Source organism: Serratia marcescens (assembly GCF_006715005.1).
In the GTDB taxonomy this organism is placed as follows: Bacteria; Pseudomonadota; Gammaproteobacteria; order Enterobacterales; family Enterobacteriaceae; genus Serratia; species Serratia montpellierensis.
Window position 1 is genome coordinate 2,391,104 of sequence record NZ_VFMJ01000001.1, and the last position, 25,638, is coordinate 2,416,741.

The following is a 25,638-nucleotide window of genomic DNA, read 5'->3' on the forward strand; positions in this document are numbered from 1 at the left end:
TTTCTATCCCTTAATCAACAGCAATAAATTATCGTAAAACGATAATTTATTGCTGTCAATGATCAAGTGGACTGATGAGTCAGGCGGTGGTCGCCAACGCGCGGACAATAAAAAAGGCCGGGCTAACCCGACCTTGTTTGACAGCTCGACGCGCTTAGACCAGCTCGATCACATCGAAGTTGGCTTCGCCGCTCAGATCGGCGTCGTAGTCAACGCCCTGCAGACCAAAGCCGAACAGGCGCAGGAATTCCGCCTTGTAGCCCTGGTAATCGGTCAGTTCGTTGATGTTGCTGTCGTTCAGCTGCTGCCAGATGTCACGGCAGGTTTCCTGCACGGCGTCGCGCAGTTCCCAGTCATCCAGGCGCAGACGGTGTTTCTCGTCGGTGTCCGGCGCCGCACCGCTGTACAGCTTGGTCGCGAACAGACGCTGGATCTGCTCGATGCAGCCTTCGTGAATGCCCTGCTCCTTCATGATTTTGAACACGATGGAGATATACAGCGGCATCACCGGAATGGCAGAGGAAGCCTGAGTCACTACCGACTTGAGCACCGCAACGTAAGCCGCGCCGCCTTTGGCCTGCAGCTTCTGGTTGATGGCCTGCGCCGCGCGATCCAGATCTTCTTTCGCCTTGCCCAGCGTGCCGTGCCAGTAGATTGGCCAGGTCAAATCGGTACCGATGTAGGAGTAAGCGACAGACTGCGCGTTATCCGCCAGCACGCCCGCTTCGTCCAGCGCGTCCATCCACAGCTGCCAGTCCTGGCCGCCCATCACCTTCACGGTGTCGGCGATTTCTTGCTCGTTGGCCGGCTCGACCACGGCTTCAACCAGCACGTCTTTGTTGGTGTCCAGCGCGACAGATTTGTACGGCTCGCCGATCGGCTTCAGTGCGGAACGCACCACTTCGCCGGTTTCCGGCATTTTGCGCACCGGCGAAGCCAGCGAGTAAACCACCAGGTCAACCTGACCCAGGTCTTTTTTGATCAGGTCGATCACGGTTTGACGGCACTCGTTGGAGAATGCGTCGCCGTTGATGCTTTTCGCGTACAGGCCTTCTTCTTTAGCTGCCTTGTCGAAACCGGCGGAGTTGTACCAACCGGCGGAACCGGTTTTGCCTTCGCTGCCAGGCTTCTCGAAAAATACGCCGATGGTGGCCGCACCGCTGCCGAAAGCGGCATTGATGCGCGAGGCCAGACCGTAACCGGTGGATGCACCAATGACCAGCACCTTTTTAGGCCCGTTTTTCAGTTCGCCGCGCGACTTAACGTAGGCGATTTGCTCACGGACGTTGGCTTCACAGCCTGCCGGGTGAGCGGTGGTGCAGATAAAACCACGAATTTTAGGTTTGATAATCATAGTAATTTTTTCTTGGTAGCTAAAAACCGAAGGACAATATACCTGATTTTCTCGATATACTTAAGAAAGTGCGAAAACAAGCGCAGTGAACAGACCAGTTTAGTCGAGGGATCAGGGTTGCCCAACTCCGCATCGTGATGCCTCCACGCGCCACGCTTCGCACCCTCAGCGCGTTCAAGCCTTCCCTCTTAAATCAGCAAAAGTTGATCATGCTTCTGGCGTTGCGTTATGGTGTGGCTGTTTTTCGGTCGAATATCAGGGAAGATAAAATCACCAGGAACAGTGATGGAACCAACTTTATATTATATTCTTTCTACTCTCGCTGCCGCGGCCTGTCTGACCGTGAAATACGGCTTCAGACCGCCTCTGGGTTCCAAGGGTTATGTCGTTCTGGTTACGATATGTTTTTTAATCCTTTGCTGGCAATTTACCCTTTTTGCCAACGGCAACGCGATGTTTATTGCTGACTCTGAAACATGGACCAAAGAAAATTGGCCTCTACGCTACTGTGCGTTGGGGTTTGCTCTTGCACATGCCTTCGCCACTTTCGAATCCTCCAGAAGAAAGAAAAAAGACAAACTTTCCTGAAGTCGTCACCACCAAATGAAACGCCATTTGGTGGTGACAAGGTAGATCCATTACGCCTTGTTCTTTTCCAGCTGCTCAATCAGCGTATAACGCAGCGATGAGGCATCGGCCGGCACGTTCTCCACAGGGGTAACAAGCACTTTCAGCCGATATTGATAGCCCGGTTCGAAAGTGAAACCCTCGATGCCGGTATAGAACAACTCCCACGGCTGCTGCGCGGAGCGGCGTACCTGCATGCACTTCATCGGGCCGACGCCCACGCAGTCCACCAGCGCGCTGTTCACCAGCAACACTTCCGTTTGGCCGCCTTTCTCGTTTGCGGGCTGATTCATCGAGGTTCCCTCCTGGCTGCAGCCGGCCAGTGCGGCCAACGCAACAAATAACAACGCTTTAATTTTCAATGTACTGCACCAATAGTCATGTAGGTCGGGCGATCCTAACAAATTGACTGGATGAATTGAACCTTGCTGCGTATCGCAGGAGCGACATTATTCGCTCGCGCTTATTCTCATACGTTACAGGACAGCGGTCATGACGGTACGTTGTCGTTTATATCATCAGTATCGATGAGAAAACCGGCATCGCGAATCGCCGCCTTCACCTGCCTGGCGTCCATCACCGCCGTTTTCACATAGCCAAAAAAGGCGACCCGCGCGCCGGGCAAACGGATTGGCGTCGCCAGTTGGGCACTGAGTTCGCGATTGCGCTGCGCCATCTGCTCGGCACGCGCCCGCCAAAACGCGGCGGGCTCGGTTGGGGTTTCAGTCGCGGTTTCGAACAGCGACGCCAATTCGCTTAGCGCCTCCCACTCCGCCAACAGGGCGGCAACCACTTCGGGGTTGACCATCTGCCCCCAGTCAGAGGGTAAAGCCCCCTCACGCCACGCCTCGAGATAGCCGGGCAACGCCCTCTTCAACCGACTCAACCGATCGTTCAACGTAGGTTTCCTTTTACAACGCCTAATGTCTTGATATTCCACATAATGTAACTCTCGTTTAACCGGTGATGGGTGCAATGACCGGAGCTTATCAGCGCCATAGATGACGTAATGACTTTTGGTGCGGCTAAATTAGCGATATGTGCGGGTGGGGATGGAGATCGGGTTGGAGGCTGTGATTCGAAAGAGGAGCGGGGAATTGTTGCTGGAGGGTTAAGAGGAATTTACTTATAAATCAATCACAAACAAAAACCGAATACGATACCTATATGTACAAAAGAATGAACACATCTCTATAAAAATACAAAAAACCCCGAATTCTCCGGGGTGAATGATTAAATCAATAGTAAATTAATAGGAGGGAAGGTTATTTTATGGATTCTTTTATCCCATACGTGTTCCGATCGCTATCCATCGAAATCCCACCGGGGAACTGCTGAACAGCGTTGGGCCCAGACGTTGCCACATAGTCAGTATTTGAGGGGCTCCCCTCAAAGTACCTCTGGCTAGAGTCATTAGGAAATACAACAGCATTAATCATATTATGGCCTGCGTTATTCCCCCATTTGAGTTGTGCTATTTTATTGTTATGGAGTTGAAGATTGAGGTTATTAACACCAGAATAAGACTCATCATCACCTATTTGAACACCATAAGTTCTGTTGGCATAAAATGTTCCTTGTACGATAGAATCATTAGAACGCAGCAGCAAACCTACACCTTTATTGGCCTCACTTTCAATCCCATAAGCAAGAATATTTGCCCCTGACTCAGTCCTCATGCCATTACCGTTAGCATATAGATGGGTATTAGTAAGCATTAGACCTCCGCCGCTATAAAAGCCCTCCTTATGCAGAACATCAATCCCCCACCCTCCATTGTTAGCAGCAATCATCCCAGAAACGATCGAATCATGCGGTCCTCGCATCGTCCATCCATTACCTTTATTGCTAATTAATTTTACTCGAGTAAAGTAAGACTCCATTGCATCATTTTCATCTGGATGAACAGAACCGCTTGGAATAAATTGAGTAACTAATGCATCTCCAGAGAACCGCTCGATTGATACATCTTCAAGCCAGAACCATAAACCATATATTTCAACACCATTAACGCTGGCTTTTTTTCCATCACCACCATCAATAGTAATGTCTTTTATTTTTATGTATTTAACACCAGGGAGGCTTTTTCTATCACCATCTAATGGCGATGCAATTTTCAATGCATTTTTTTCGCTCAGGCTTGATAGTTTTTCATAGTCAGCACTTTGAATAATAGGCCCAGAAGAAGCCGAGGATAATTTCAACTGAGTTCGATAGATTCCAGAACCGATAACCTGGGATGCATTATCAATTACAATGCAAGGTGACGCACTGCAAGTCCACACGCCTGGCGAAAACTCAATTGCTTGCCCAACACCAAGCTTTATTGTAGATTTAATCTCACCCGGTTCATTGGCTTTGATAGTAATTTTCTTGCCATTGGCGGCAATTATCTCTTTATTAATAATGTCGCCAACATCTGCCATAGAAAATGCATATGCATAATTAGCCACCATAAACGGAATAATTGATAAAAAAGACACATACCCCTTTGTCATTGTTAGACATCCTTTTAACTTAAATTTGAGAGCCAATAATTTAATGATAGATAACCAAATGTCAACTTCAAAATACTTCAAGCGTCACATTTATCGAGGTGTTAGCAACACATCACCATTACTAGCATGGCCTGTCTATCCAAAGTTCGCTCGTCCCCAAATACACCATTACGAGAATTATTTCCTGGTGATGTGATGCTAAGGTTCCTGTGCATCCGTGGTTACAGTTGACCGTCCCCATTGCCGTACTAGTCCTAATGCGGATTCCTGATAACCATTGACCCTATCCCAAAATCAGTGCAGTGCTAAATCAGAGAGGAGCTCAAAAGTAGGTATTGGCGTCCGCGATGTTCTTAGCATTTCTGCGGCCCCCTCAGCGCGATCTGCATCGTCAGATACTTCACTGCTGCTACTTTCGCCTCACGACTAAACTTAAACGCGGCATCAGTCGACTGAGCAGCGCTATCTGCAGACTAGCTACTCTTTGCTTCGTCTGTTGCTTGTTGCGTACTGCAGGCTCCCAGCATAATGTTTTTGCCAACGACGCCATCAACGGGCAATCCTTCAGATGACATAGATGATTCCCCGAGATAATTCAGATTATGAAATGGTTGTTTTAATTGGGGCGCGGATAAAAAAGCCCCGAATTACCCAGGGCTTACATTGATTTTTTATTTATTGCACTGCAAGTTTAACCTCTGCTTTTCTTATGGTTTTTTTCCTTAGTTTCTCTGACTGCCTTTCAACGGCTAGATACATTAAAATGCCAAACCCTATCACGAAAGCAAAAGCCATAAACAACTTAACCGGGGTTAAGTCGGTTCTGTCTAGCGCCCAGAAAATATAGTTATACAAATAAATAGAAAACGAGCACTTCCCTACAAATGCCACACTGCGCACAACGTGCGGCACACGCTTTCCTGAGAACCGATTAATAAGTGATACCATTAACAATGCAAAAACCGATGAAATCAACACTTCATATAGTTTAATCTTGTTATTAAAGCCATGCCCTTTGTAGAAAAGAAGCAATACAAATAACGCGATCAATATCCATTGAGCTTTCAATTTTCTTATAAATGAACCTATTCTGTTTTGATATATGGCGCAAAGCCACCCCAAAACGAAAAGTGAAAGGTAAGATGGAATGCCCCATGTTAACAATTGATTCTCACTGTAAACATTAATCAAAATACTAACAGCAAACACACTGACCAACAAAACAACCCTTCCCAAAACAGTGGTGAATAAAACAACCAGAGCAGGGAGAATTAAATAAAACTGCATCTCAACAGCGAGCGACCAATAAACCCCACTAATTGAGAAAAATGTCTTTTCTGAAAAATTGTGAATAAATAAAGCATGGGATATTACATCAAAGACCCCTGTAGGTTTTGTTGCAATGCCAAAACCTCGAATTAGAACAAACCAAACCGCGATTGATATGTAAAATGGAATAGCTATCCGCAAGTATCTTTTTAAAAAATAGATGCCATACTTCTTTGCTGAAAAGCCACTTGAAAATGCTTTTCCACTTGACCCAGCCATACAATAGCCTGAAATTACAAAAAACATTCCAACGCCGATCCACCCGTTACCAAAAAGCCCCATCACATCGAAGCCGAATGGTAGCGGTCGGCCTAAAGAACCGGACCATAGGAAAAGGTGAAAGGCGGTAACGAGCATAACCGCTACACCTCTAAAAAAGTCAATAATATCATTGCGCTGAGACATGTCATTTCCTTTAGTTATTGACGCAATGATAAGCCACCTACCAGCAGATTACCAACCTATCGGAACATAGGAGTAACTCAATCCATCCCAACGGGCTAACGAAAAAGTTTATCGCCGCGCGGAAAGCATCAGGTTTGGAATTTCAGGAAAGCCCGCCGACGTTCCACGAGATCCGAAGCCTGTCCGGCCGCCTGTACGAAAAGCAGAACGACAAGGCATTTGCTCAAAAGCTGCTGGGACATACAACGGAAATGATGACGCTGAAATATCTCAAAACGAGGGGGAAAGAGTACGTGATGCTGTAAAAGACCGAATATCAAAATTCGGACATATTTCGGACAAACGAAAATAAATCCTTTAGAATCAACAACTCAAAAAAAGACCGAATACGATTCCTTTAATCGAACGCAAATTAATAAACCCAATATTTTCATATAGATAACTCAGGCATGGATTATAAATCCATCAAAAACACCTTCGTTAACCGTCTTTTGCATTCAAATAGTTATCAAGAATCTCGATTCGATTCGGGAAAAGTTCGAGCGATTTTATACAGCAAAATCCTACACACCTCTCCCAAATCATCATAAGAGCAGAAAACATGACCGGTCATCAAATAACCGGCAGATCATCCCACTCGCACGACCGCATATCATTCACGCAGTACATCACCACGCCGAACACCTCGATCCCTTCTTCCGAGTCTTCGTTACCGAGTTCAGTTTCCCGGCCGGAGCCATCGAGAAACTCAAGCGCGCGATACGGGTAAAGACGAAGTCGGCGCAACACATGCGCGCCTTCCTCCGCAGCTACGATAATGCTGCCGTGTACCGGCGTCGCCGACGAATCGACAACAAGCAACGCGTCAGCGTGGATACCGACCGCCATCGCCTGGCCGGCGGCGCGGAGCAGATAAGTAGCGCTCGGCTTTGAAATGCAGATCTCGTCAAGGCTCAAGCGGCACTCAACGTAGTCTGCTGCCGGGCTGGCAAATTTTGGCATCATTCCCATGGTTTTTACCTCACAACAAATACTGTATACATACACAGTATAAGCGTAAAAAAAAACCGATGTGAAGTTCGTTTCACCGCAGAAATGATAGATCGCTGATCGATAAAGGAAGAAAGTATACGCCGGATTGTCTCCGGCGTGTTTTCCTGCTTTATGCTGTGGCTTCTTCTTCCGTTCCTGGTTCATCGACCACCGGCATCTCAACACGCAGATCCACCCAGCGCCCCTCAGGGATGTCGATCGGCATCCCCTCGTCATAACCAAGAACGTCATTGCGGGCGAACGCCGGCGCCGCCGGGTGCGTTCTGTGATAGGTTTTGATCAGCAGGTCACCGGTCGGCTCTACCTCGTAATCAACCCAGATCAGCGGCTGCTTGTTGCGGTCGAGAGGAACCTCGATACCGCCATCCGTGCCGCCCCACTGCGCATCTGCATTAAACCCGAGCGTGCCGGAAACCCGGTAAACCCCCTCGCTCACGCGCTCAGTAGTCACACCCAGGCTTTCGTTGTTAAGTTCAGAGGCGCCATCACGGAAAAGCTTCACGATCGGAGAGGCTTTCTTAACAAAACCGTTGGAGTCAGTTGTCGTATTCTGATTAGTCCAGGCATCGACAAACAGCACGCGGGCATCGGATGCAGTCGCGGGAATATTCGCTGGCAACACCTGCACATTCGAAAATGAGACATCGCTAATATTGGCGTGTCGGCTTGGCAACAGGATTGCGCCGGTATCACTCGAGTACTGGTCTACTCGGCAATAAAGCTCAACAGTAAGCCCATCAGCTAACGTGTTCAACTTCGCTTCTTTAATTGTTCGATTATTTGCACCAAAAAGCGTATGAATAACAGCATTACTAAAGCCATCTTTATTCGTGTTACCTGTTTTAATAGTGACGAACTGAACGCCTTGCTGTAGCGGATTTCCGTTAAATAACGACCCACCTATAATGATAAATCCAATTGTTTTACCATTCGAAGTATCTGCAAATTTAACTGTGATTTTCATCCAGGCTCCATTACTAACATACCCGGAAGTAAATCTATCATAGCAACTGCCAAGTAAAATTCCTTGTGCCGCCTCTTGACTGGTTTTTGCCCCTGTTCCACCCTGCGAGATACTAAGCGCAGTTTTCAGGCCAGATAAAGACGTAATATCAGAGTTAGCACCACTCTTTGCTGCATTTGCTAAAGTGGCCGCCGCATTATTTTCACTGATTTTCGCGGCTGCAGCAGACTTTGCCGCCTCTACCCTCATTGTCTCGACAGTTTGTACAATTTCAGGGGTTAATTCATCCTCGCCTGGTGTAATTAGGAAATCGTTAAGAGTTCCATCTTTGGAGTCGGGATATACGCGAATTTCGCCAACTTTTCCCAGGGTGGATACCAAGACTTCATATTCACCAGGGAAAACCTGCATGGAGTATTTTCCGTCTGCGGCAGTAGTGGCTGCAGATGAATTGCTCACCAAGACACGCGCGCTCGTCTCCTTGGCGCGCATGGTAATAATTACGTTAGGTTGCGGGTCGCCATAAGGTCCGCGGAGGATATCGCTAATTAATGCCATATTTTATTTCTCCATGAGTGATTTAATTAATTCATCCTGGCGATCTATTCTTTCCAGCATTTCCTTATTCGCTGTCAATAAAAGGCCAAAAAGCTCAAGTGGATTAAGAGATTTTTTTCCATCGGATAATGTCGTAACACCATTAGGTAATATCTTCTCTATTTCCTGTGCAATCACACCGAAATCATGCGTAGCACCTATAGTTACCCCGCCGTCATAAGTAGTATCTTTAAATTTGTATGACACCGGGCGAATTTTACGTATAACAGCCGAAGCGGCACCCGGTTCCACTGGATTAATTTTCTCTTTGATTGTTTCGTCTGAATCAAAGAAGTTTATACCCTTAGGAACACCATCGACAAAAATCTCAACATAGCCCGCGCCTAACCCCGTAAATGAACGTACCCGCCCATTTAAAGAATAAACACCACTGGGCACAATCATTGTGCCGTCAGGGTTGAAAGTGAAACGCGCCTTCTCTGCTGCATTCGATTTATTTAAAAGTCTAATCCAAAACCCGCCAAGGCCATCGCCGGGATTATTAACCAATGAACTTACCCCAGTCCCCGGTTGCTCATTCCATAATAAATATGTTCCCTGTAAGGAAAGGTTTACATTATTAACCCCGTTCAACACCCCCAGACCGCCGGTAAGCTGCCCGCCAGATTTACCGCCTACAGTATTCAAACGAGCATCATCACCAGCTGCAACAGTTCCGGCCGCAGAGCCTATATTTCTCGTTGACGAATTCCCCAGGCCAAGACCTGTTCGCGCGCCAGCTGCGTCTTTTGCACCCGTACCACCTTGGGCAACGGTGATAGCCGTGTTCAAAGCCTTCAGCTGAGTTATATCGTTGTTTACCCCTTTAGCGGCTTTATTTTCCAATGCCGTAGTAAAGCTATTCCAGGCCGGGCCGGTGTAAGTGCTGCCATCAGGCAATATCACCGTAATGTTTCCGGTGCCGCTGAATACTTGCTGCCAGTTTTTCCTATCCAGCAGCAGCCCACGTATCGCCTCTGTGGTGTAGGCGTGCGTCTGCGCTGTAATCGTGACCATCGCCCCATAGGGGATTGGAGTCCATGCCAGACCGCTAGCAGATGGGCCATCGAAATTACGCACCAGGGTTAGCGCCGTGTTCGATTCCACCGACTTAACACCGAGGGTATAAACGGTCTGGCCAACTGTCACCACAATGAAGTCGTTGGCCTTGAGTTCTGTGCTGAACGCTGTACCGCTGCCGGTAACCGCTGCCGAGTTGTTTTTAAGGGTAATGGTGCCTGCTGGCATGGTGTTCTCCTGAATTTTGGCAACAAAAAACCCGGCGCAGTGGCCGGGTTGCTTGGTGTTGAGTGACTTTTATTTATCGCAGGTCGTGCGAGTGAAGTTGGTTTTGTTAACCCAACGCCAACCGAACGGTCCACCAGCTCTATATTGTGTCTGTTCAACCTGCTTGCGAACGCCATAGATAGGAACTGATGTCTCCTGCCCAGCGATAATGGCCGTCCCATGGCAAATAGGGTCTTGCTTTTCCAAAATGCCTGCGCAGCCAGTGATAGATGCTGATACCAATAATAAAACAGCTAATCTTTTCATCCCTTTATTATCTCCCTTGCTGTGATATCCATATCCTATCATCGATAGCCTTAACCAACGATCGTTTGCAACGATCAATATCATCAACATCAATTGGCCTAGTCGATCATATCGGCAATCAATAGCCAGATACATCTATTACGTACACTGAATCCTTTGTGTTGTAATAAGTTATATTGTGCGCTTCACCGCCGGGAGTGTCCCATGCGCCGGAATAAACTGATGTATTGCTCCCATCAAAAGCTGAAAAGCTCGATATTGGTTGCTGGAACGGCCTTGGTTGTTGATGACCAATAACAGCCGTAATGTAACCTGTAGTCGCTGGTATTATCGCCCATCTGCCCGCCAAGGCTTCTCTCACATTGTAACCGGCTCCATCGCTCCCAGGCTCGCCAAGCCGCCGCGGTGCAGGCATAACTTTAGTTTCATTAGTTTGAATGCATCGGCCCTGCGCATCAAATATGTTAATTCCAAATTTTACCGCTGGTTGAAATTGTGTCGAGAAAGCGTAAACATCTATGGCATATGGACCATTGCCAATTATTAACTTAGATGTGACAGATGCCCCACCACTCGCAGATCTGGATACAGAGGCGATAACTCCGTTTGTATTTGCCACCATTGCCAAAACAACTGGCTTAGTAAAATCAACATCGAGCTGATCATTTCCTGCTCCAGCGCGATCTATGCGATATTTTTTAACCAGGCTCATCGGCGTGCTATCTGGCGTAGCCCACGGCACCCCATCGTTATCTACAAATAACGCTCCCCATGACATAATCACACCTTCACAAGATAAATAATAACCCAACCAGAGTATGCAGGGGCAGTACCACCGCCCCAGACACCATTTGCATCAAACATTTCTATGGTGTTATTGCTAACAACTCTTAGCCCTCTCCTTTCTTGAGTAAAACCTATCCCATCTTGAAGGCTCATAAAGTCTATTCTATACCCACTTGGGACATTGAAATTCCAGCTACCAGATTTTTGATTTTGCTCAACTCTAATTGTCCCAATTGTGAAAACCTTAACAATGCCTGTATTATTCGGAGTGCCGTTCATATCCCACGTTTGAAAACCCCACGCCACATGTTCTCCTTAATATTCGCCTATAGCTACACGCAGCACTCCATTGCCATCATATAGCCTGATTGAATTATTTCTTTGGATCATTCTTCCGCCGCTACCCGTCCCGTTATTTTCAAAGACGCCACTCTTATCAAGCCTCCATCCTTGCCTTCCAGCCACATAATCATTCGACTGGATATAATCGCCAATCATCGCGTTTTCTATCCAGCCCTTGCCGATAAAGCCCTGACTGATAAGCACCTGTCCATCCTTGATAATGAACGGCGAGTAATAGCTGCCGCTGCTACCGCTGATAACCACGAACTGGTTAGCATTGACGGCAACGCGCGTGTCAACCTGCGTGCCGTTGACGGTCACGGCCACCGCCAGGCCGGCGTCGTAATTCGTTCCGTTGTACTTAACGCCGGTTTTCAACGTCCAGATCGCCGAAGGGCCGGAAGCGTCTGCGTAGGCCGTCATTTTCTCCTGTATGGCGGCTTCCTGATCGTTGAATTTGGCGGTGACGTCGGTTTCCAGCTGCGCAACTGAGCTTTGAGCATCAGCGGCCACCTTCTGTGCCTGAATTATCCCGGCCCGGTTTTCGCCATAGTTGGCCCATTGTTGGTTAGCGGTGCCGTATTCCGCCAGCACGCTTTGCAAAATAGCCTCTGGGCTGGTTTTCAGCGGCTCCAGCAGCGCCTTGCCGTCCTCGGAATTGAGGTAATCATCAACCACCGAGCCGATCAGGTCGTCAGCATCTACATTCGACATACCCGCAACAAACGGCGTCCAATCCCCCTTATTTCCGATCCGGTCAACCAGCCGCGCACGGTACCAACGGCGCACGCCCGCCGGCATAGGGCCGTGCTGATAGCTCACCCCAGGATAGGGAACGTTCGCCAGCAACAGAGGGTTCTGACCGTCGGCGGTAGTTGCCTGCTCGATCTCGGTGTAGGCTGTATCGCCTGCGCCGGAGGGAAAGTCCCAGGTGATATCGATGGCCCATACGACATTATCACTGGCCATGAGGTTCACCGGCGTGCCGGGTTTACCCACTTTACCGCTGAGCGTGGTCGAGTCGGCATAACCCCAGGGCGATGACACGTCGACCGCATTCACGGCGCGCACGCGGACATCGTACACCCCGGCGTAGATCCCCTGAACGGTAAACCCCTGCGCGCTGGTGCGACCGATGTTTACCCAGTCACCCTTATCCTTCCGCCACTGCGCCAGATAGTCGATGGCGCCCTCCACCCGCTCCCAGGTCACCTGCATGGATGCTACCGTCAGCCCCTGCGCCTGATGGTCAACTTCGGTGATAGCGATTCCCTTCGGCGCCGGCATGACGTTTGGCGGCGTGACTGAGATCGGCGGTGGGTCTATACGCACGCCGTCATCGATATAGCGGTACTTGTTGGGGTCATGCTGCACCCCGGCGATCGTGAATGTGCCATCATCGTTTGCTGAAATAGACGTGACGCGAAAATACTGGATCGACAGCTTGTCACTGTCGATGCACCACACCGCCCCTGGCACAGGTGTTTGCCGATAAGCCGTTGAAACGGTCAGCGTCTTTTTGTCGGCGCTAATAGCGCTGATTGTGCGGCTCTGCGCGGTACCATCTGGCAGGTTCACCACCAGGCGATCGCCAACAGCATAATTTGCCGGACGGTCAACGGAAATATTCCGGCCGCCGACCTGGCTGATACGGCCGCCATTCTCCCTGCCCGCACGGAAAGGATCGGCCACACCGATGATTTCCGCCGGCAGCGGGATGTAACCATCCAGCCCCACGTTGAAGGAAATCGATCCGTCTTTGGCATTGGACAAAATAGCCCACCGGCCCCGGCGGTGCGCTTCGCTCTGCGAGGTACAACCGATCGCCGTCAGCTGCATCTGATTCACGCGGTAGCGCTCGACCAGCTCGGAATCATAGACGCCTTCGATGGTGTCCGAGTAGTGGTTAAGCGGATCTGACCAAGACACCTGGCACGAGCTGAACCGGTTTTTATACGAACCACCGGCATAGGTGAATACGCCGTCAACCACGTTTGAAACGTGATACACGTAATCGACGTCGCTTTGCGGCACATCGGCGTTCACGTAGATCTGATCGTTACCCCAGAAGGTGATGCCGCGGAACACGGCGGCCAGGTCGCGGAGTACCGTATAAGCATCCTGCTGGTTCTGAATGAACACGTTGCAGGTAAAGCGCGGCTCTTTCCCGCCGGCGCCGTTAGACACCATTTCATCGCAGTATGCGGCGATGCTGTAGAGCTGCCATTTATCTATCATACTGGCGTCAACACGGCCGCCCATGCCGTAAATTTCATCCAGCACCAGATCGTAAAAAATCCAGGCCGGGTTGTTGGAGTAGGCCAGCTTAAAATTACCGGTCCACGTCCCGCTATAGGTTCTCGTGACCGGGTTGTAGTTGTCCGGCACGCGGATCAACTTGCCTTTCGGCTTGCAGGTCGTTTTCGGCACGCTGCCGTTAAACTGGCTGGAATCGAGCTCGATATAAAGCAGCGCCGTATTGGGGTAACGCATCTTACTGTCGATAACCTCAGCAAAAGAGAACACTTTGAAGGCATTGATCAGTTTGCTGGACGTCGAATCAGGCGAAATGCGGCGCACCCGGATAGACCAACCAGACGTTGCCCGCGGTAGGTCGATGCGGTGATCACGCTGATAGTCTGAGGTGGTCTTGCCATCAAATTTCCCATCAACGACGGTTTGGTAGGCGCTGCCGTCTGTTGAGAGATCGATAGCATATTGCGTGACCGTCCCGACCATGTCGCCGTTGTCTTTGTACTGGTACTGGATAGGCAGGCTGAGCTTGATGCGCACCGCATCGATCGTCAGATTGGAGAACTGCCGCACCCACGGTGACGCGGCTTTAACTTCAATATTCGCCGAAATCTCGTTGTCGATCTCCGGCATGCCCTGGATATAGGTCTGGTCCTGCGTCCCTTTGCGATACTCCCACTTCACGTTTGAAAAGTTGTAATTGCCGGCATCATCCGCCAGCGGGGTATTGTTCAGGAAAATTTGCTGCGCCGTGAGATCGCCCTGGATTTCTCCTTCCGATAACGCAATCACCATTTTCAGTTTGGCGACCGACAGCAGATCGTCAGCCTGCTCTACCGGAGTGTGTGGGCTTCCACCGCCACCTTTGCGGCCACTGATGACCGTTTGCCCTTCAAGTAGTCTCATTTTTCACCCATAAAAAAAGCTGCCCGGAGGCAGCCATAAACCGTTTAACAAGCAGTTACTGCTGGTCGCTTGAGAAAATGCCGGCGCTGATGATAGCCCCGCCGATCTCCCGTTCGCCGTAAAGCACCGGTACCGGGTACCCCATCGCCACGGTATTCACCGGCGCGCCGAAAGCGTAATTTGGTTTGTTGTCGGTGCTCGAGGAAGCACCAACGTTCATGCTGGGCTGAGGCGTAAGCAACTGCACCACACCGCCCAGCATCATACTCAGGCCGACGCCCGTCAAAATTGACGTGGCTGATATCGTCGTGGCCGTCATTGCCGCACCCCAGGCAGCCATAGACATACCTGCAGTGAAGAACGCGGCCACCAATGCCACAGCACCGATTACCACCTGCAGCACACCGCCACGCTTGGCGCCCTCGATTATCGGCATGATCACGAATTCATTGGCGCCTTTGGCCATGTCGAATTCTTCGATGCCGATATTTTCCCGCCCGCTAAAAAAAGCAAAGCGGATCCCGTCGATGTGAGCCGTGGACATGTATTTTTTAAAGCCTGGGATGGTGGCGCACATTGCGCGCAGCGCTTCGCGCAAATCCGCGACCGCATACTCATGATGCCGGCCGAACTTTTTACCCATAGCTCCCTTGAGCGTGATTTTTTTAAGCATCCAATAGCTCCTTGTGTCGAACCACCCGCACGGTGCGATCGCGGTAATATTTCCCGTACGGTACCCGCGCCGACAGGTTCCCGAAGTTGTGGTGCAGGATGGTGTTGTCGCCGAGGTAAATCGCCGCATGGTTGGTTACCGGCGCGCTGATCTGCATCATCACCATGTCGCCGGATTGGATAGCATCGGAAGACACTTCGACAAAGCCCTCTGCCTGCCAGTTGTCGTCATAGATGTTTTCTTTCCCATCGATCCACCATTCGCGCGGCACCGAATAATTTTTCAAGAGGATGCCGTGATGCTGGCGGTAATAATCCATGATGAGCGTCCAGCAGTCGGCATAACCCAGCACCCAACGCCGGCCAACCAGTGCGCGGTCCCCCCGCGGCGAGATTGTGCAAAAGTCACCGTCCGGCCAGGACATGATCCCCCACTCCACGCCGGAATGGTCGCACTGGATGCGGTCGAACTCCGAGGGAATGAGCTGCACAACATCAGGGTGAGAGTGAACCACCATGATCACCTCGCCCAATTCTTCGGCAGCAGCATAGTCAAGCGGGCAAAGCGTGAAATAGTCCGTCGGCTTGTCGGCAATGTTTTTACAGGGGATATACCGCTGCTGCTTTCCCGTCTCGATGATCACCCCGCAAGCCTCGTTCGGGTATTCAGCGGCCACATGTTGACGGATGGCCGCCAGTATTTTTTCTCGCATCGTTATTTCCCCTGCAGGTTAGCCGCTGGAAAGCCCCCATAAGGCAGTGGATTCCCTTTTCCGTGACGATCCTCGCAATCGCGCCGGCGGCCGCCACAAACATCCTGCGCAGGATCGTCCGTTGGAGTGCCGTCTTTCTTGAAATAACGATTGCCGTTGTAGTCGCACCCGGTACCGGTGCGATACCAGCCACGCATGCACCAGGTGCAAACCGGTGTGATCTGCCGGGTCGGCAACTGCAGGTTCTGGATATCGAATGGGGTACATAACTCAAAGTCGATCTGGGCGCGCGTCTCGGCCTTTTTGGCGTTGATGTAGAAAAGCTGCACGCGCTCTTCGGTTGGCATCGCGCTGGAGTTGCCGGCTTTCCAGTTGGCAGCATCGAGATACTTCGCCATCGTCGTTCGAATGCGCACCTTCGCCTGAACCATATCGTCGTAAGCCAGGCATAGGGACGTCACATAGTTTCCGATGTTGCCAATCGACAGCGTCGGCGTTGGCTGCGCTCCGGTGCTCGTCAACTCTGCGCCTTTAAATTCATACGGGTGAGGGTCGTATTCGTTGCCCTGCCAGATGATCGATGGCATGTTTTCGGCGGCGAACGATGCCCAGCCATCAGCCGGTATATTGTGCGCATGGAAGCGCAGCACGCGGTCCATACCAAAGGCCGTGCCGTCGACTTCAACCAGCTGGATTAGTTGCCCTGGCTCCAGCGACTGTAGATCCTGCGTTAAACTCATGGTGCAAAGGCCTCTTCAAAGGTGAATGACAAGGTGATCACCTCGGCGGCGAGAAACGTCGAGGAAATCGAATCCGCTTTCACCCGATAGAGCTTTTTCTCACCCCAGGGGTTTACCCAGAAAAACGACGTTATGACGTGTTTTTGCAGGAACGAGCGAATCGTAACAACGTTGGATTTTGTGTCGGTCAGGCTCAACGCCCACGATTGGGCCGTGGCATTCAGCCCGCTGCTGGCCACCTGCTTATAGCCATCGCCAAACTGAACGGCGATCACGCTCATATTCTCCGAGCCTGTCGGCTGTGCCTGCGTTCGCCAGGTAAAGGTATCTGTCGCCATCTTTTCTCCATGCATAAAAAAACCTCGCCTAAGCGAGGTTTCGACTTGATAAAAGTTTAATAGATTATCCGCAGGGATTTTCCCATATAAAGTCCTGCACACCAGGATGGCGATGGTCTTCAATAGTAATGGGGCCAACGACTTTAAAATCCTTATCCACTACCAGAACAAATCGGGTTTCACGCAACTGATCCGTCCGATACCTCCCGAAAACACAGGACGTACCATTATCACTTGGCAAATACTGCATATCCGAAAATTTTAAACCGGTGACCAGATCTGTCAGGCTGGTTATTTTAGACTCAGCCGCTTTTATCGCTTTATCTTTATCGCTATCACAGCCGGTAATTAAGAGCGAAGTTGTCAGAACTAACAAGCCAACATTTATATATTTTTTCATGTCCAAATGCCCATCGGTAATTAGCTGATTTATTTTAGCATCTAGCACTAGACGCCCAAAATCAAGTTACCTCCGCGGTGCGTAAAGCAGCCCACCCGGCGACATCTCGCGCTTCAGGCGATCGGTGATTTCGGTCTGGACAATCCCCTGCAGCTGCCGGGCTGTGTTCGCGGTATTCGCTGCCCTGACGTCGCCGCCGTTGCTGCTCTCCTGCGTGATGGTGACCGGCGCATGAACAACGATCGAATTTCCTCCCGCCGCCGTGAGCCCGTGCATTGGCGCGTTACCAACATAGCCGCCGTCGGCGTAACCCTGGGCGCTGTGCATCATGGCGTACAAATTGCCAACACCAATATTGCGCGTAGCCTCTTTGGTGAACACGAATTCACCGCCGTGCACGATGCCTTTCGGCTCGTACTTGCCGCCGTCGCCGGTATACCCACCGTCGTAATGTAGCCCCATTGGGACTGTGCCGGGATTATTGCCGCCAGATGGCGCACTGAGCGAACTACCAATCCACCCCATAGCAGCCTGAACGGCGTATGCCACCAACAACTTGTTGATGACGTCCACCACCATTTTCAGCATAGAGACGCCGAAGCTTTTAACGTTGGCCGATCCAGTTGTCGCAAGACTGGTAAGCGTATCGCTCAGCCCAGTGAATGCAGCATTGGCGACATTGGCGACTGAGGAATAAACGTTGGTCGCTGAGTCCAAATATTCACTCCAGCCTTTCAATGCGCCTTGCTTCCAGTCGGCCCGCAGCTTGTCCTCTTCGGCGTAAAAATTACGTGCCGCCTGCAGCTGCCGCTTGTAACCGTCATCTTGCAGGCTACCGCCCTGATTCTGCCACCCCTGCGCGAGCTGCGCCTCTTCCATGCGGCGCCGCGCATCCCGATCGCTCAAGCCGGCGCTTTCACGCAGCGCCTGACGCTTCTCGCTCATCTGGGTGACATACTTGGACGAAGCGTCCTGAAGTTTGTTAAGCCGCTCCTGCTTGGCGATCTCGTCGCCGAGAACCGCCAATCTTTCCTTTTGCGCCAGCACACTATCTTTGCTGGATAGCAGAGATTGCTCTTGCGCAGTCAGCTTCCTCTTATCGGCTGCCTGCTCCAGTACGGCAAATTTCGCCTGCTCCGCCCACAAATCCTTGCGCTGTTGGCTGATGGTGTCATTGATGCTGCGGTGGTCCTGCAGAACTTTGAGCTGTGCCTGGAGCGCCAACAAATCGGCCTGCGCTTTCTCGTCGGCACGATCACCGGCCGGCGCCGTGTACTGGCGTCCCTTCGGTGTTTTTGGGTCTTTATATTTTTCAGCAATACCAGCTCGCGCTTTGGCTATCTGCGCCCCGGTAAATAACTGGACGCTGGCATCCTTTTCGTGTGCCTTACGATTCGCCTCGATCGCCTTGTTAAGCTCCCGTTCCTCGCGGGTGCGCTTTTCTGCCTGAGTTTGCCCCCATTCCACCAGCCGGTTCATTGTCTGCTGGGACTTGATACCATCCTCATCGACTTTGCGCTGATTATCTTTCTCCGCCGTCACCTTTTTGATGCCAGCGATTTCAGCCTCAGACTCGCGGATAATGTCAGTATATTTTTGTGGTACGGCTTTACCCTGCAACTCAAGGCGTCGGGCCATTTCTTGGGCAGACTTTAACCGCAACTCCGCCGCCGCCATCTGCTCCGCTTGGGACGGATCACGGCCAATGCTCATGATCTCATCCCACATCTTTTTCGCAGCCATGGCTATGCTGTCAAAAAGGCGCGGCAGCGTACCCATGCTCTCCTTAATTTCCAGTGCGCGGCTATCCATCGAACCGCTGAGCGCATCTGTCGCTATCCTAACGGCATCAGTTTGTTTCCCCTGATCGACAAGCGCCGAAATTTGTTGATATGTAGCCGTCGTCAGGAAATGGTATTTTTTATTGAGCGCCTCGATACCACCGCGGGGATCGTCGGAAAGCTGTGCAAACTGATCTACCAGTGAATCGATGCTTTCACCGCTATAGCGGGAATAATTGACGATTGCTTCCCCACTACGACGGAAATCAACAGCTGAAGATACCGACTTAGCCGCCAGCTTTGTCACCGCTTCAGCTGCGTCGCTATAGTTCCCCGTAGCCTGTCCAATGTTATACGCGAGGTTTTTCAGGCTGGCGGAACTCTGGCCGGAAGCGCCGCCGGTAGTGATCACCGCTTTGTTGAATGCCTGGCTTTGTTGTTCTGCTACGTCGTACACATGGTATAAGCCATACAACGCCGCAGTAATGCCGCCAAGCACTCCGCCCACCGCCAGCATCTGCGGTGACATAAGCTGTTCGAGCAATCCCGAACGATTCGCCAGGGTGATGCTGGAGCCACGCAAGGCGCCCAGGTTCCCGCGCGCCAGCTCTCCGAGCATAACGCCCAGCTCCCGGCGGGCGGCCGACGTCTGCAAACTGAATTTATGAGTGGCGTCGCCAGCGGTGGACAGCTTTTTGATGTAAATATCAGCGGCCGAACCAACGCCCAACTGCGCGGCACGGTAGCGCAGCAGCTCTTCCCGCGAAAGGCTCTGTGTCGCTACCTTATCTTTCAGCTTTTGGATGAAAATCGATTGGGCGGCCGCCGATGCCTCTTCGGCTTTGGTCAGCTCGCGCATCTTTTCCGCGGCGTGGCTGGTGAGCGTCAGATAGTCGTTTTGCGTGATATTGCCGGCGGCGCGGGCGGCGCGCACCTGCGACTGAATGGCGCGCAATTCCTGCGTGCCGGTGCCGAGCTGCTTGATCCGGTCAATCTGGCGGAAGTAGGATTCGGTAAGTTGGTCCTGCGCCCGGCCCGATGCCGTCGCCGTGGTCTGGGTCTCGCGCAGGCGGCGGCTGTATTCCGCTACCCGTTTGTGCGTTTCCTCGACCTCGTGCGCCACCTCTTTTGATACTTTGGCCGTCTCTTTGCCTGAGGCATTGAAACCGTCAGCCGCGCCGGCGGCGCCTGCAGCGGTTTTCTGGAATTTATCCAGCTCGCTGTTGCCGCGCTGCAGGTCGCCGGTATCGACGCGCAGGGAGATCGATGCAATGTCTGTCATGCGGGGCTCCGTGCAGTAAAAAGCCCGCGCGGCGGGCCATTATTTTTTATGGATGGTGGCAAGCGCGGCGGCTTCCATCACCCTGATATCCGTTAACGCGGTTGCCTCATCGTCGACGCCGTGCAATTTCATCACCCAGGGCAAGCAGTTGTAATCCAACCCGGTGACGCCACCCATACCGGTGCGCCATTGCGTCGCCATTGCCCGGAACACCTCGAACACTGGCCACACGTCGGGGAGCACGTCGATCGGCTCCCCTTTGACGTCCTCGGGCGTAAACCCAAATGCGGCCAGTTCTTCCGGCGACGGGTCAGGCGTATAGAACGCCGAGGCAACCGCTGTTAGTTTTTTTCACGGATCGCCATCAGCTCGCGGGTGTAGGTCATGGCGATGGAGTCGAACGCACGCGGGTAGTTTTCCAGCAGCACCAGCACGTTCTCGCCGTTGAACTCGTCAGGCAGCGCCCAGCCGGCGGCGATTTCTTCGATAAAAGCCACCATCGGCGCACTGCCGTGACTGCCGGCCTCAATCTGCTTTTCCGTCGCCTCGCGCAGGGTGTTCTCCAGCGCTTCCAGCTGGCTGCGGGTCTTATGCTTGAACGTGATCGTCAGCACACCATCTTCTGCGCCGGCGCGCGGGATTGTGACGTCTTTTTTAAACGTCGAGTTTGGGACCAGGGTAAATTTTGCTGTCATGTCGGAACCTGCGAAAAAGTGGGGCTTGCGCCCCGAGGGTTAAAATTACTTGTCCTTGTAGAACGTCATCGTGCGGGACTGTACCGCGATCGATACCTGCACCGTTTCCACCTGGTTCACTGCCGTTGCCGGCTGTGGGTCAAAAGATGGCGTTCCGGACCAATAGCGGGTTTCTTTCGCCGTCGGCACGTACATGTAGAACGGCAGAATGTCGCCAACGCGATCGGCAGCGGTCAGGACGCTATAAATCGGCAGCGTTGAATCATGCGCAAAGGTAAACGTCTGGGTCTTGGCTGCCTTGTACGTCGCCAGGTTGCGCTGGCGGTCGTCCTCAAGGAACTGGATCTGCACGTACTGCTGATCGCCGCCAGACGCTCCGACCTCGGTGATTTGAGGGATCTGCGTCCATTCGGTGATTTTGATAAGCGCGCCGGCGCCGCCGCCCGCCGGGAAAAATTTGGTATTCGACGTATCCAGTGCACCGATCGTCACCGCCGTTGCCGTCGCCGCTGTCACTTTGGCGACCAGGTTGTCGATGTTTCCCCAGCCTGATTTGATGAGCACAATGTCATCGGCGGCCAGTGTGCCATTTGCCACGGTAAACACCGCGCCCTTGGCGTTACTAACCGCCGATGTTGGCAGCGCTGCCGCCATCTTGGAACCAGCGAAAACCGTGGCGCCGTTTGGTAATGCAAATGCCATAGTGGATTCTCCAATTTTGGGCATAAAAAAAACCGCCGCGGCGGTCAGTGTGTGATGAGGTGAGCGCGATAGCTCATGCTAACGGGGATGGAATAGCGGGTGTCCGACGTGATGCCACGGTAAACCGTCGGCGGCGTGCTGATGTAGCAGGTGAGCCCCCCATCGCTGAGCGCCAGGCCAACAGGGAACAAAGCGGCCACCTCATCAGCCAGCGCACGGGCGCCATTGACGCCGTCGCCGGCCTTCGCCACAACGTTGATCTGCCAGACGCCCGGCAGCACCTGCAGCTTTTCAGCCAGGTCGATCGTCGTCGTGGTCGCCGGCATCGCGTAGGCCTGAAGATAGAGCGTATCCGGCGTGTTTTCCGCGATGTTGTCCCATACCACAGGCACGCCTTTAGCATCGGCCCATTCCCCCAGGCGCGCTTCGAGCAGTTCGGCTACGCGGGTATGACTCACAATTTCACCTCCGATACGGCTGCCTGGAAATGGCGCTGGAAATCGGCAGCGGTGATCCGCACCATGCCGCCCGGCGCCTGTGATGAGTGTCCGAACTCCAGCGGGTAGGCATAGGGAACGTTATTGGTGAAGTACACCGCCTGCATGCCGACACGAAAACGCTCGATCACCAGCGTGCCGGCGGCCAGCGTTTTACCGCCCGATTTATCCACCTGGCCGGTTTCACCCTGCGGCGCAGCATCCAACCCCACCTGCCAGTTGCCGCGGAACCGGCCGCCGGTATAACCGGCCGGCGCCTTGATATCCATGCTGTCGGATACCCTGGCGCGCTTTTTCAGGCGCCCGGTCGGTGTCAGGTTGGCCGGATCGTTGCGCTGCGCATCATTGTGTTCTGCGACCGCGTCGTTATAGGCTTTGGCGGTGGCGTTCACCTCCCACAAGTCGGGATTGCCTACGGGCGACATCTGAACCAGTTGCGTGAGGATGCGGATCCCCGTTGCGCGGACTACCTGCGCCTGATTGGCCTTTGCCTTGTCCACGAAGGCAGTGATCGCCTGCATGAACGCGTCGTTTTCTGCCATGTCATGCCCTCAGCTGTGCGCGGTAGCAGATCAGCACCGCTGCCGGCTTAACCGGATGCGGATGAACCACGCGATATTTTTTCCCGTCGATCTCAATGCGGTCGTCGATACGGATTTCCGTCTGGTAGGTTGCCACCAACAGCACGTCGCCGTTCTGGATCAGCGTGCCGTCAATTTCTCCCGGCTTGTATTCCGTCACAACGCCGATCACGTCCGCCTTTTCGTCGGGTAATCGCACCTCTTTCCCGTTTACCCGCGTCACTTTCCCGCCCCGGGTGAGCACGCGCTTTTGCCCGTTCTCGGTAAGCAACCGTGTGGCGGTGGCGCGCATCCGGGTATAGTTGATTGCCATGTCAGCCCCGCATTACGTCAAAATTAATGCCGCCGCCCCCGCCGAGCAGCCCATTAAGCAGGCCGGCCAACCACGAGAAATACGGCGTGTTTCCGCTTGAACCCTCGGCATACTGCACCGCCACAGCGCCGGAAACGCTTTCCGCTACCACTTCGCCGCCACCGGCAAAGCTCGGCGTCAGGTCGGTTTCCTGCGCTTCTACCGCCAGGTGACACTGTGCCTGGATCAGCTGGCGCGGGATTTTGTCACTGGCCAGCGGTACACCGTCCACAATCACGCCTGAGCGCGGCCACGGCAGCGCCTGGTCCGGCGATGAACGGGAACCACGCCAGCTTTGCCCTGCCAGGTAGTCCATCGCCTGCATCAGCAGCGTTTCGCATTCGCTGTCATCGTCCGGCAACGAATAGCCGCGCGTCGTAGCAAAGTCACGCGCATCCCGCACGCTGGCGTAGCTGTTGAAATCCGGCGAAGCGGGATCCGTTATCAGCATGATCACCCCCAATAAAAAAGGGGCCGAAGCCCCGAATAGATTAGCCGCCGACTTTGGCCGCCTTTTCGCCGAACGTAACCATAACACCGGCGGTATCCTTGTTACTGGTGCGCACCTTGTTCCAGTTTGCGCCGGTGGTCAGTTGTGCGTCCGTTGGTGACTTGAGGTTATCGTTTTTCCACTGATAGCCTTTCAGCCCGATAGTGAAATCGTACTCGCCCTGCATCAGGGCTTTCAGGTTTTCATTACCCAGAACGTCCTGCGCTTTCATGATCAGCGGCGTGGTCTGTACTGCCGCGGCGGCAGAGGTCAAGCCCAGCACATGCTGCAAGTTGTCATCAGCCAGGGCCGGAATATCGGAAATGATGAAACGGCGACCGAGGCCATCTTGCATCACGTTCACGTTACCAATCTTAAAAAGGCTGTTGGCGTTGGTGAGCGCCTCATCGATGAAGTCGTTGTACGTTGCACCATCCATCACCCAGGCCAACAGTCGGGAGAACGCATCCCCCATTGGTCGGGCGCCTTTGTTCAAGCCACGCAGTGACGGTTTTACCGCGCTGCCGGCAGCACCGGAGAGATCGGTGATCATTCCGCTGTTGGTGGAAATTGCCGCCTTCAGTGCGCCGCAGGTGGTGTTCAGGTAGTCCTGAATCATCGCCTCAGCCGCCTGTGCTGCAACAACTGCTGCAGCCTCTGAGACGTCTTTCCCCAGGCGCTTCATCATGGTAGGGGTGACGCTGACAGGACCAATACGCCCATCAACTTTCACCATGCGATCCAACAGCTGGCCCAGCTCATCCGGCGTTAATTTTTTATCCGCGTACGCATTACGGCGCTGCGCGAGACCGCCAATCAACTGCCAGCTGGTTTGTTCGATGAAATCACCGATGTGATCGCCGTTACCCAAAATGAGAGTGCCACCCGAGGCGGCGTTAAACTTCTGCACTTCCTGATCCACCAGCTCAGTCGCGGCGGTAGAAACTTGCTGCTGAAAAATAATGAGGGACATGCGTTACTCCTGATTGTTTTCGATAATTTGTCGTGCACGGCTCACCAGTGAATCTGGGTTGTCGCCATTTCCATTCCCGCCGCCCCCGGCGCCAGGGTTGCCGCCACCGTTACCCCCGGTTCCGCTGGCTTTGCTGCCGATAATCACGCCCTTGAAGGCCGCGTTACCGACGAATTCTTTTTTCAGTTCATCGATGCTGGCCGCGCTCGGCTTGCCGGCGCCGTCAAGGATGCGCGTCACGTGCTGACCGTCTTTTTCTTCAATGGCCAGGCGTGATTTGATGTGTGGCAGCATCACCGGCGCGGCGTCGCCCGCCAATTCAGTCGCCAGTTTCTGCGCCACGTTGTCCACCAGCAGGCCATGGAGGCTGGTATTCAGCGACGCGATTTCCGCTTTCGACTTCGCTTCGGCGTCGGCCAGTTTTTGCGCCCATGATTTTTCCAGCGCCTCAACGTCGCCGTTTTTCTTGGCCTGCTCTTCTGCCGCTTTCTTGGCGTCTTCCTCGGCCTTACGCCGCGCTGCCTGCTCCGTTTTCTTTTCGGTCATCAGCTCGTCGACCTTCTTTTTCAGGCCGTCGAGTTCTGACGTGTCGGGCATGCCTTCGATCTGCACCTGGTAGCCGTCGCCGGACTCTTTATAAAGCGCCTTTTGCACGTCATTCAGCGCGTTGTACTCGTCTTTCGTGATTTTGAATTTCATCATCAACCCCGTTGTGATGTTGCGGCCCCAGGCCGCGGGCATAAAAAAACCGCCG

General features: G+C 52.6%; 28 protein-coding genes and 1 pseudogene. 2 read left to right on the plus strand and 27 right to left on the minus strand.

Features of this window, described 5'->3' with window-relative positions; translation table 11 throughout:
• Window positions 1–154: 154 nt before the first annotated feature.
• Window positions 155–1,354, minus strand: a complete 1,200-nt coding sequence (gene fabV, locus FHU12_RS11430) for an enoyl-ACP reductase FabV (RefSeq protein ID WP_141969406.1) — start codon at window positions 1,352–1,354, stop codon at window positions 155–157.
• A 285-nt stretch (window positions 1,355–1,639) separates the two neighbouring features.
• Between fabV and FHU12_RS11435 the strand changes: the two genes are divergently transcribed.
• Window positions 1,640–1,942, plus strand: coding sequence for a hypothetical protein (locus tag FHU12_RS11435; protein ID WP_141969408.1), 303 nt, complete (start codon window positions 1,640–1,642; stop codon window positions 1,940–1,942).
• A 50-nt stretch (window positions 1,943–1,992) separates the two neighbouring features.
• On the opposite strand, the gene FHU12_RS11440 is transcribed toward FHU12_RS11435, so the two are convergent.
• The 4 genes from FHU12_RS11440 to FHU12_RS11455 all read right to left on the minus strand — a co-directional run bounded on the left by FHU12_RS11440 (window position 1,993) and on the right by FHU12_RS11455 (window position 6,213).
• Complete coding sequence (locus FHU12_RS11440) at window positions 1,993–2,343, minus strand: DUF4377 domain-containing protein (protein ID WP_025302454.1); 351 nt, start codon at window positions 2,341–2,343, stop codon at window positions 1,993–1,995.
• Window positions 2,344–2,471: 128 nt separating this feature from the next.
• Window positions 2,472–2,879: a hypothetical protein gene (locus FHU12_RS11445; RefSeq protein ID WP_141969409.1), complete on the minus strand. Its 408-nt coding sequence runs from the start codon at window positions 2,877–2,879 to the stop codon at window positions 2,472–2,474.
• A gap of 367 nt (window positions 2,880–3,246) precedes the next feature.
• Window positions 3,247–4,479 (minus strand): hypothetical protein, encoded by a 1,233-nt coding sequence (locus FHU12_RS11450; RefSeq protein ID WP_141969411.1) that lies wholly within the window; start codon window positions 4,477–4,479, stop codon window positions 3,247–3,249.
• Window positions 4,480–5,154: 675 nt separating this feature from the next.
• Window positions 5,155–6,213, minus strand: coding sequence for an acyltransferase family protein (locus FHU12_RS11455; RefSeq protein ID WP_141969413.1), 1,059 nt, complete (start codon window positions 6,211–6,213; stop codon window positions 5,155–5,157).
• A gap of 77 nt (window positions 6,214–6,290) precedes the next feature.
• Here FHU12_RS11455 and FHU12_RS11460 point away from each other — a divergent pair.
• Window positions 6,291–6,518, plus strand: a pseudogene (locus tag FHU12_RS11460) (tyrosine-type recombinase/integrase); the annotation flags it as partial.
• 307 nt (window positions 6,519–6,825) lie between these two features.
• Here FHU12_RS11460 and FHU12_RS11465 read toward each other — a convergent pair.
• The 22 genes from FHU12_RS11465 to FHU12_RS11570 form a co-directional block, all read right to left on the minus strand.
• Window positions 6,826–7,410 (minus strand): HumD family translesion DNA polymerase, encoded by a 585-nt coding sequence (locus FHU12_RS11465; protein WP_242528693.1) that lies wholly within the window; start codon window positions 7,408–7,410, stop codon window positions 6,826–6,828.
• Complete coding sequence (locus FHU12_RS11470) at window positions 7,376–8,788, minus strand: phage tail fiber protein (protein WP_141969415.1); 1,413 nt, start codon at window positions 8,786–8,788, stop codon at window positions 7,376–7,378. The genes FHU12_RS11465 and FHU12_RS11470 overlap by 35 nt, the downstream gene beginning before the upstream one ends.
• A gap of 3 nt (window positions 8,789–8,791) precedes the next feature.
• Window positions 8,792–10,075: a tail fiber domain-containing protein gene (locus FHU12_RS11475; RefSeq protein ID WP_141969416.1), complete on the minus strand. Its 1,284-nt coding sequence runs from the start codon at window positions 10,073–10,075 to the stop codon at window positions 8,792–8,794.
• 69 nt (window positions 10,076–10,144) lie between these two features.
• Window positions 10,145–10,381: a phage exclusion lipoprotein Cor gene (cor, locus tag FHU12_RS11480; RefSeq protein ID WP_141969418.1), complete on the minus strand. Its 237-nt coding sequence runs from the start codon at window positions 10,379–10,381 to the stop codon at window positions 10,145–10,147.
• Window positions 10,382–10,499: 118 nt separating this feature from the next.
• On the minus strand, window positions 10,500–11,159 hold the full coding sequence (locus FHU12_RS11485; protein WP_141969419.1) for a hypothetical protein: 660 nt from the start codon (window positions 11,157–11,159) through the stop codon (window positions 10,500–10,502).
• Between the two features lie 2 nt (window positions 11,160–11,161).
• A complete protein-coding gene (locus FHU12_RS11490) occupies window positions 11,162–11,473 on the minus strand; it encodes a hypothetical protein (RefSeq protein ID WP_121553939.1) in 312 nt (103 codons plus the stop codon).
• Window positions 11,474–11,482: 9 nt separating this feature from the next.
• Complete coding sequence (locus FHU12_RS11495) at window positions 11,483–14,668, minus strand: TipJ family phage tail tip protein (RefSeq protein ID WP_141969421.1); 3,186 nt, start codon at window positions 14,666–14,668, stop codon at window positions 11,483–11,485.
• A 55-nt stretch (window positions 14,669–14,723) separates the two neighbouring features.
• Window positions 14,724–15,341, minus strand: coding sequence for a tail assembly protein (locus FHU12_RS11500; protein WP_141969423.1), 618 nt, complete (start codon window positions 15,339–15,341; stop codon window positions 14,724–14,726).
• Window positions 15,334–16,053, minus strand: a complete 720-nt coding sequence (locus tag FHU12_RS11505) for a C40 family peptidase (protein WP_141969425.1) — start codon at window positions 16,051–16,053, stop codon at window positions 15,334–15,336. Before FHU12_RS11505 ends, FHU12_RS11500 begins: the two co-directional genes overlap by 8 nt.
• 2 nt (window positions 16,054–16,055) lie before the next feature.
• The gene (locus tag FHU12_RS11510; protein WP_141969428.1) at window positions 16,056–16,793 is read right to left on the minus strand and encodes a phage minor tail protein L; all 738 of its coding nucleotides are present in this window, start codon (window positions 16,791–16,793) and stop codon (window positions 16,056–16,058) included.
• Window positions 16,790–17,131: a phage tail protein gene (locus tag FHU12_RS11515; protein WP_141969430.1), complete on the minus strand. Its 342-nt coding sequence runs from the start codon at window positions 17,129–17,131 to the stop codon at window positions 16,790–16,792. Before FHU12_RS11515 ends, FHU12_RS11510 begins: the two co-directional genes overlap by 4 nt.
• Window positions 17,132–17,195: 64 nt before the next feature.
• On the minus strand, window positions 17,196–17,531 hold the full coding sequence (locus FHU12_RS11520) for a hypothetical protein (protein ID WP_141969432.1): 336 nt from the start codon (window positions 17,529–17,531) through the stop codon (window positions 17,196–17,198).
• 66 nt (window positions 17,532–17,597) lie between these two features.
• Window positions 17,598–20,594, minus strand: a complete 2,997-nt coding sequence (locus FHU12_RS11525) for a phage tail tape measure protein (RefSeq protein WP_141969434.1) — start codon at window positions 20,592–20,594, stop codon at window positions 17,598–17,600.
• 39 nt (window positions 20,595–20,633) lie between these two features.
• Window positions 20,634–20,888, minus strand: coding sequence for a DUF1799 domain-containing protein (locus FHU12_RS11530; protein ID WP_049273137.1), 255 nt, complete (start codon window positions 20,886–20,888; stop codon window positions 20,634–20,636).
• Between the two features lie 47 nt (window positions 20,889–20,935).
• Complete coding sequence (locus tag FHU12_RS11535; protein ID WP_141969436.1) at window positions 20,936–21,289, minus strand: phage tail assembly chaperone; 354 nt, start codon at window positions 21,287–21,289, stop codon at window positions 20,936–20,938.
• Between the two features lie 45 nt (window positions 21,290–21,334).
• Window positions 21,335–21,991 carry a phage tail protein gene (locus FHU12_RS11540; RefSeq protein ID WP_141969437.1) on the minus strand — a complete coding sequence of 219 codons (657 nt, stop codon included), beginning with the start codon at window positions 21,989–21,991 and terminating at the stop codon, window positions 21,335–21,337.
• 44 nt (window positions 21,992–22,035) lie between these two features.
• Entirely contained in the window at window positions 22,036–22,449 is a 414-nt protein-coding gene (locus FHU12_RS11545) for a phage tail terminator-like protein (protein ID WP_185742301.1), read from the minus strand.
• A complete protein-coding gene (locus FHU12_RS11550) occupies window positions 22,446–23,030 on the minus strand; it encodes a hypothetical protein (RefSeq protein ID WP_141969441.1) in 585 nt (194 codons plus the stop codon). Before FHU12_RS11550 ends, FHU12_RS11545 begins: the two co-directional genes overlap by 4 nt.
• Before the next feature lies 1 nt (window position 23,031).
• Entirely contained in the window at window positions 23,032–23,382 is a 351-nt protein-coding gene (locus tag FHU12_RS11555; protein WP_049273128.1) for a hypothetical protein, read from the minus strand.
• A gap of 1 nt (window position 23,383) precedes the next feature.
• On the minus strand, window positions 23,384–23,872 hold the full coding sequence (locus FHU12_RS11560; protein WP_141969444.1) for a DnaT-like ssDNA-binding protein: 489 nt from the start codon (window positions 23,870–23,872) through the stop codon (window positions 23,384–23,386).
• A 40-nt stretch (window positions 23,873–23,912) separates the two neighbouring features.
• A complete protein-coding gene (locus FHU12_RS11565; RefSeq protein WP_141969446.1) occupies window positions 23,913–24,884 on the minus strand; it encodes a major capsid protein in 972 nt (323 codons plus the stop codon).
• A 3-nt stretch (window positions 24,885–24,887) separates the two neighbouring features.
• Window positions 24,888–25,583 carry a hypothetical protein gene (locus FHU12_RS11570; protein WP_049273159.1) on the minus strand — a complete coding sequence of 232 codons (696 nt, stop codon included), beginning with the start codon at window positions 25,581–25,583 and terminating at the stop codon, window positions 24,888–24,890.
• Between the last annotated feature and the right edge of the window lie 55 nt (window positions 25,584–25,638).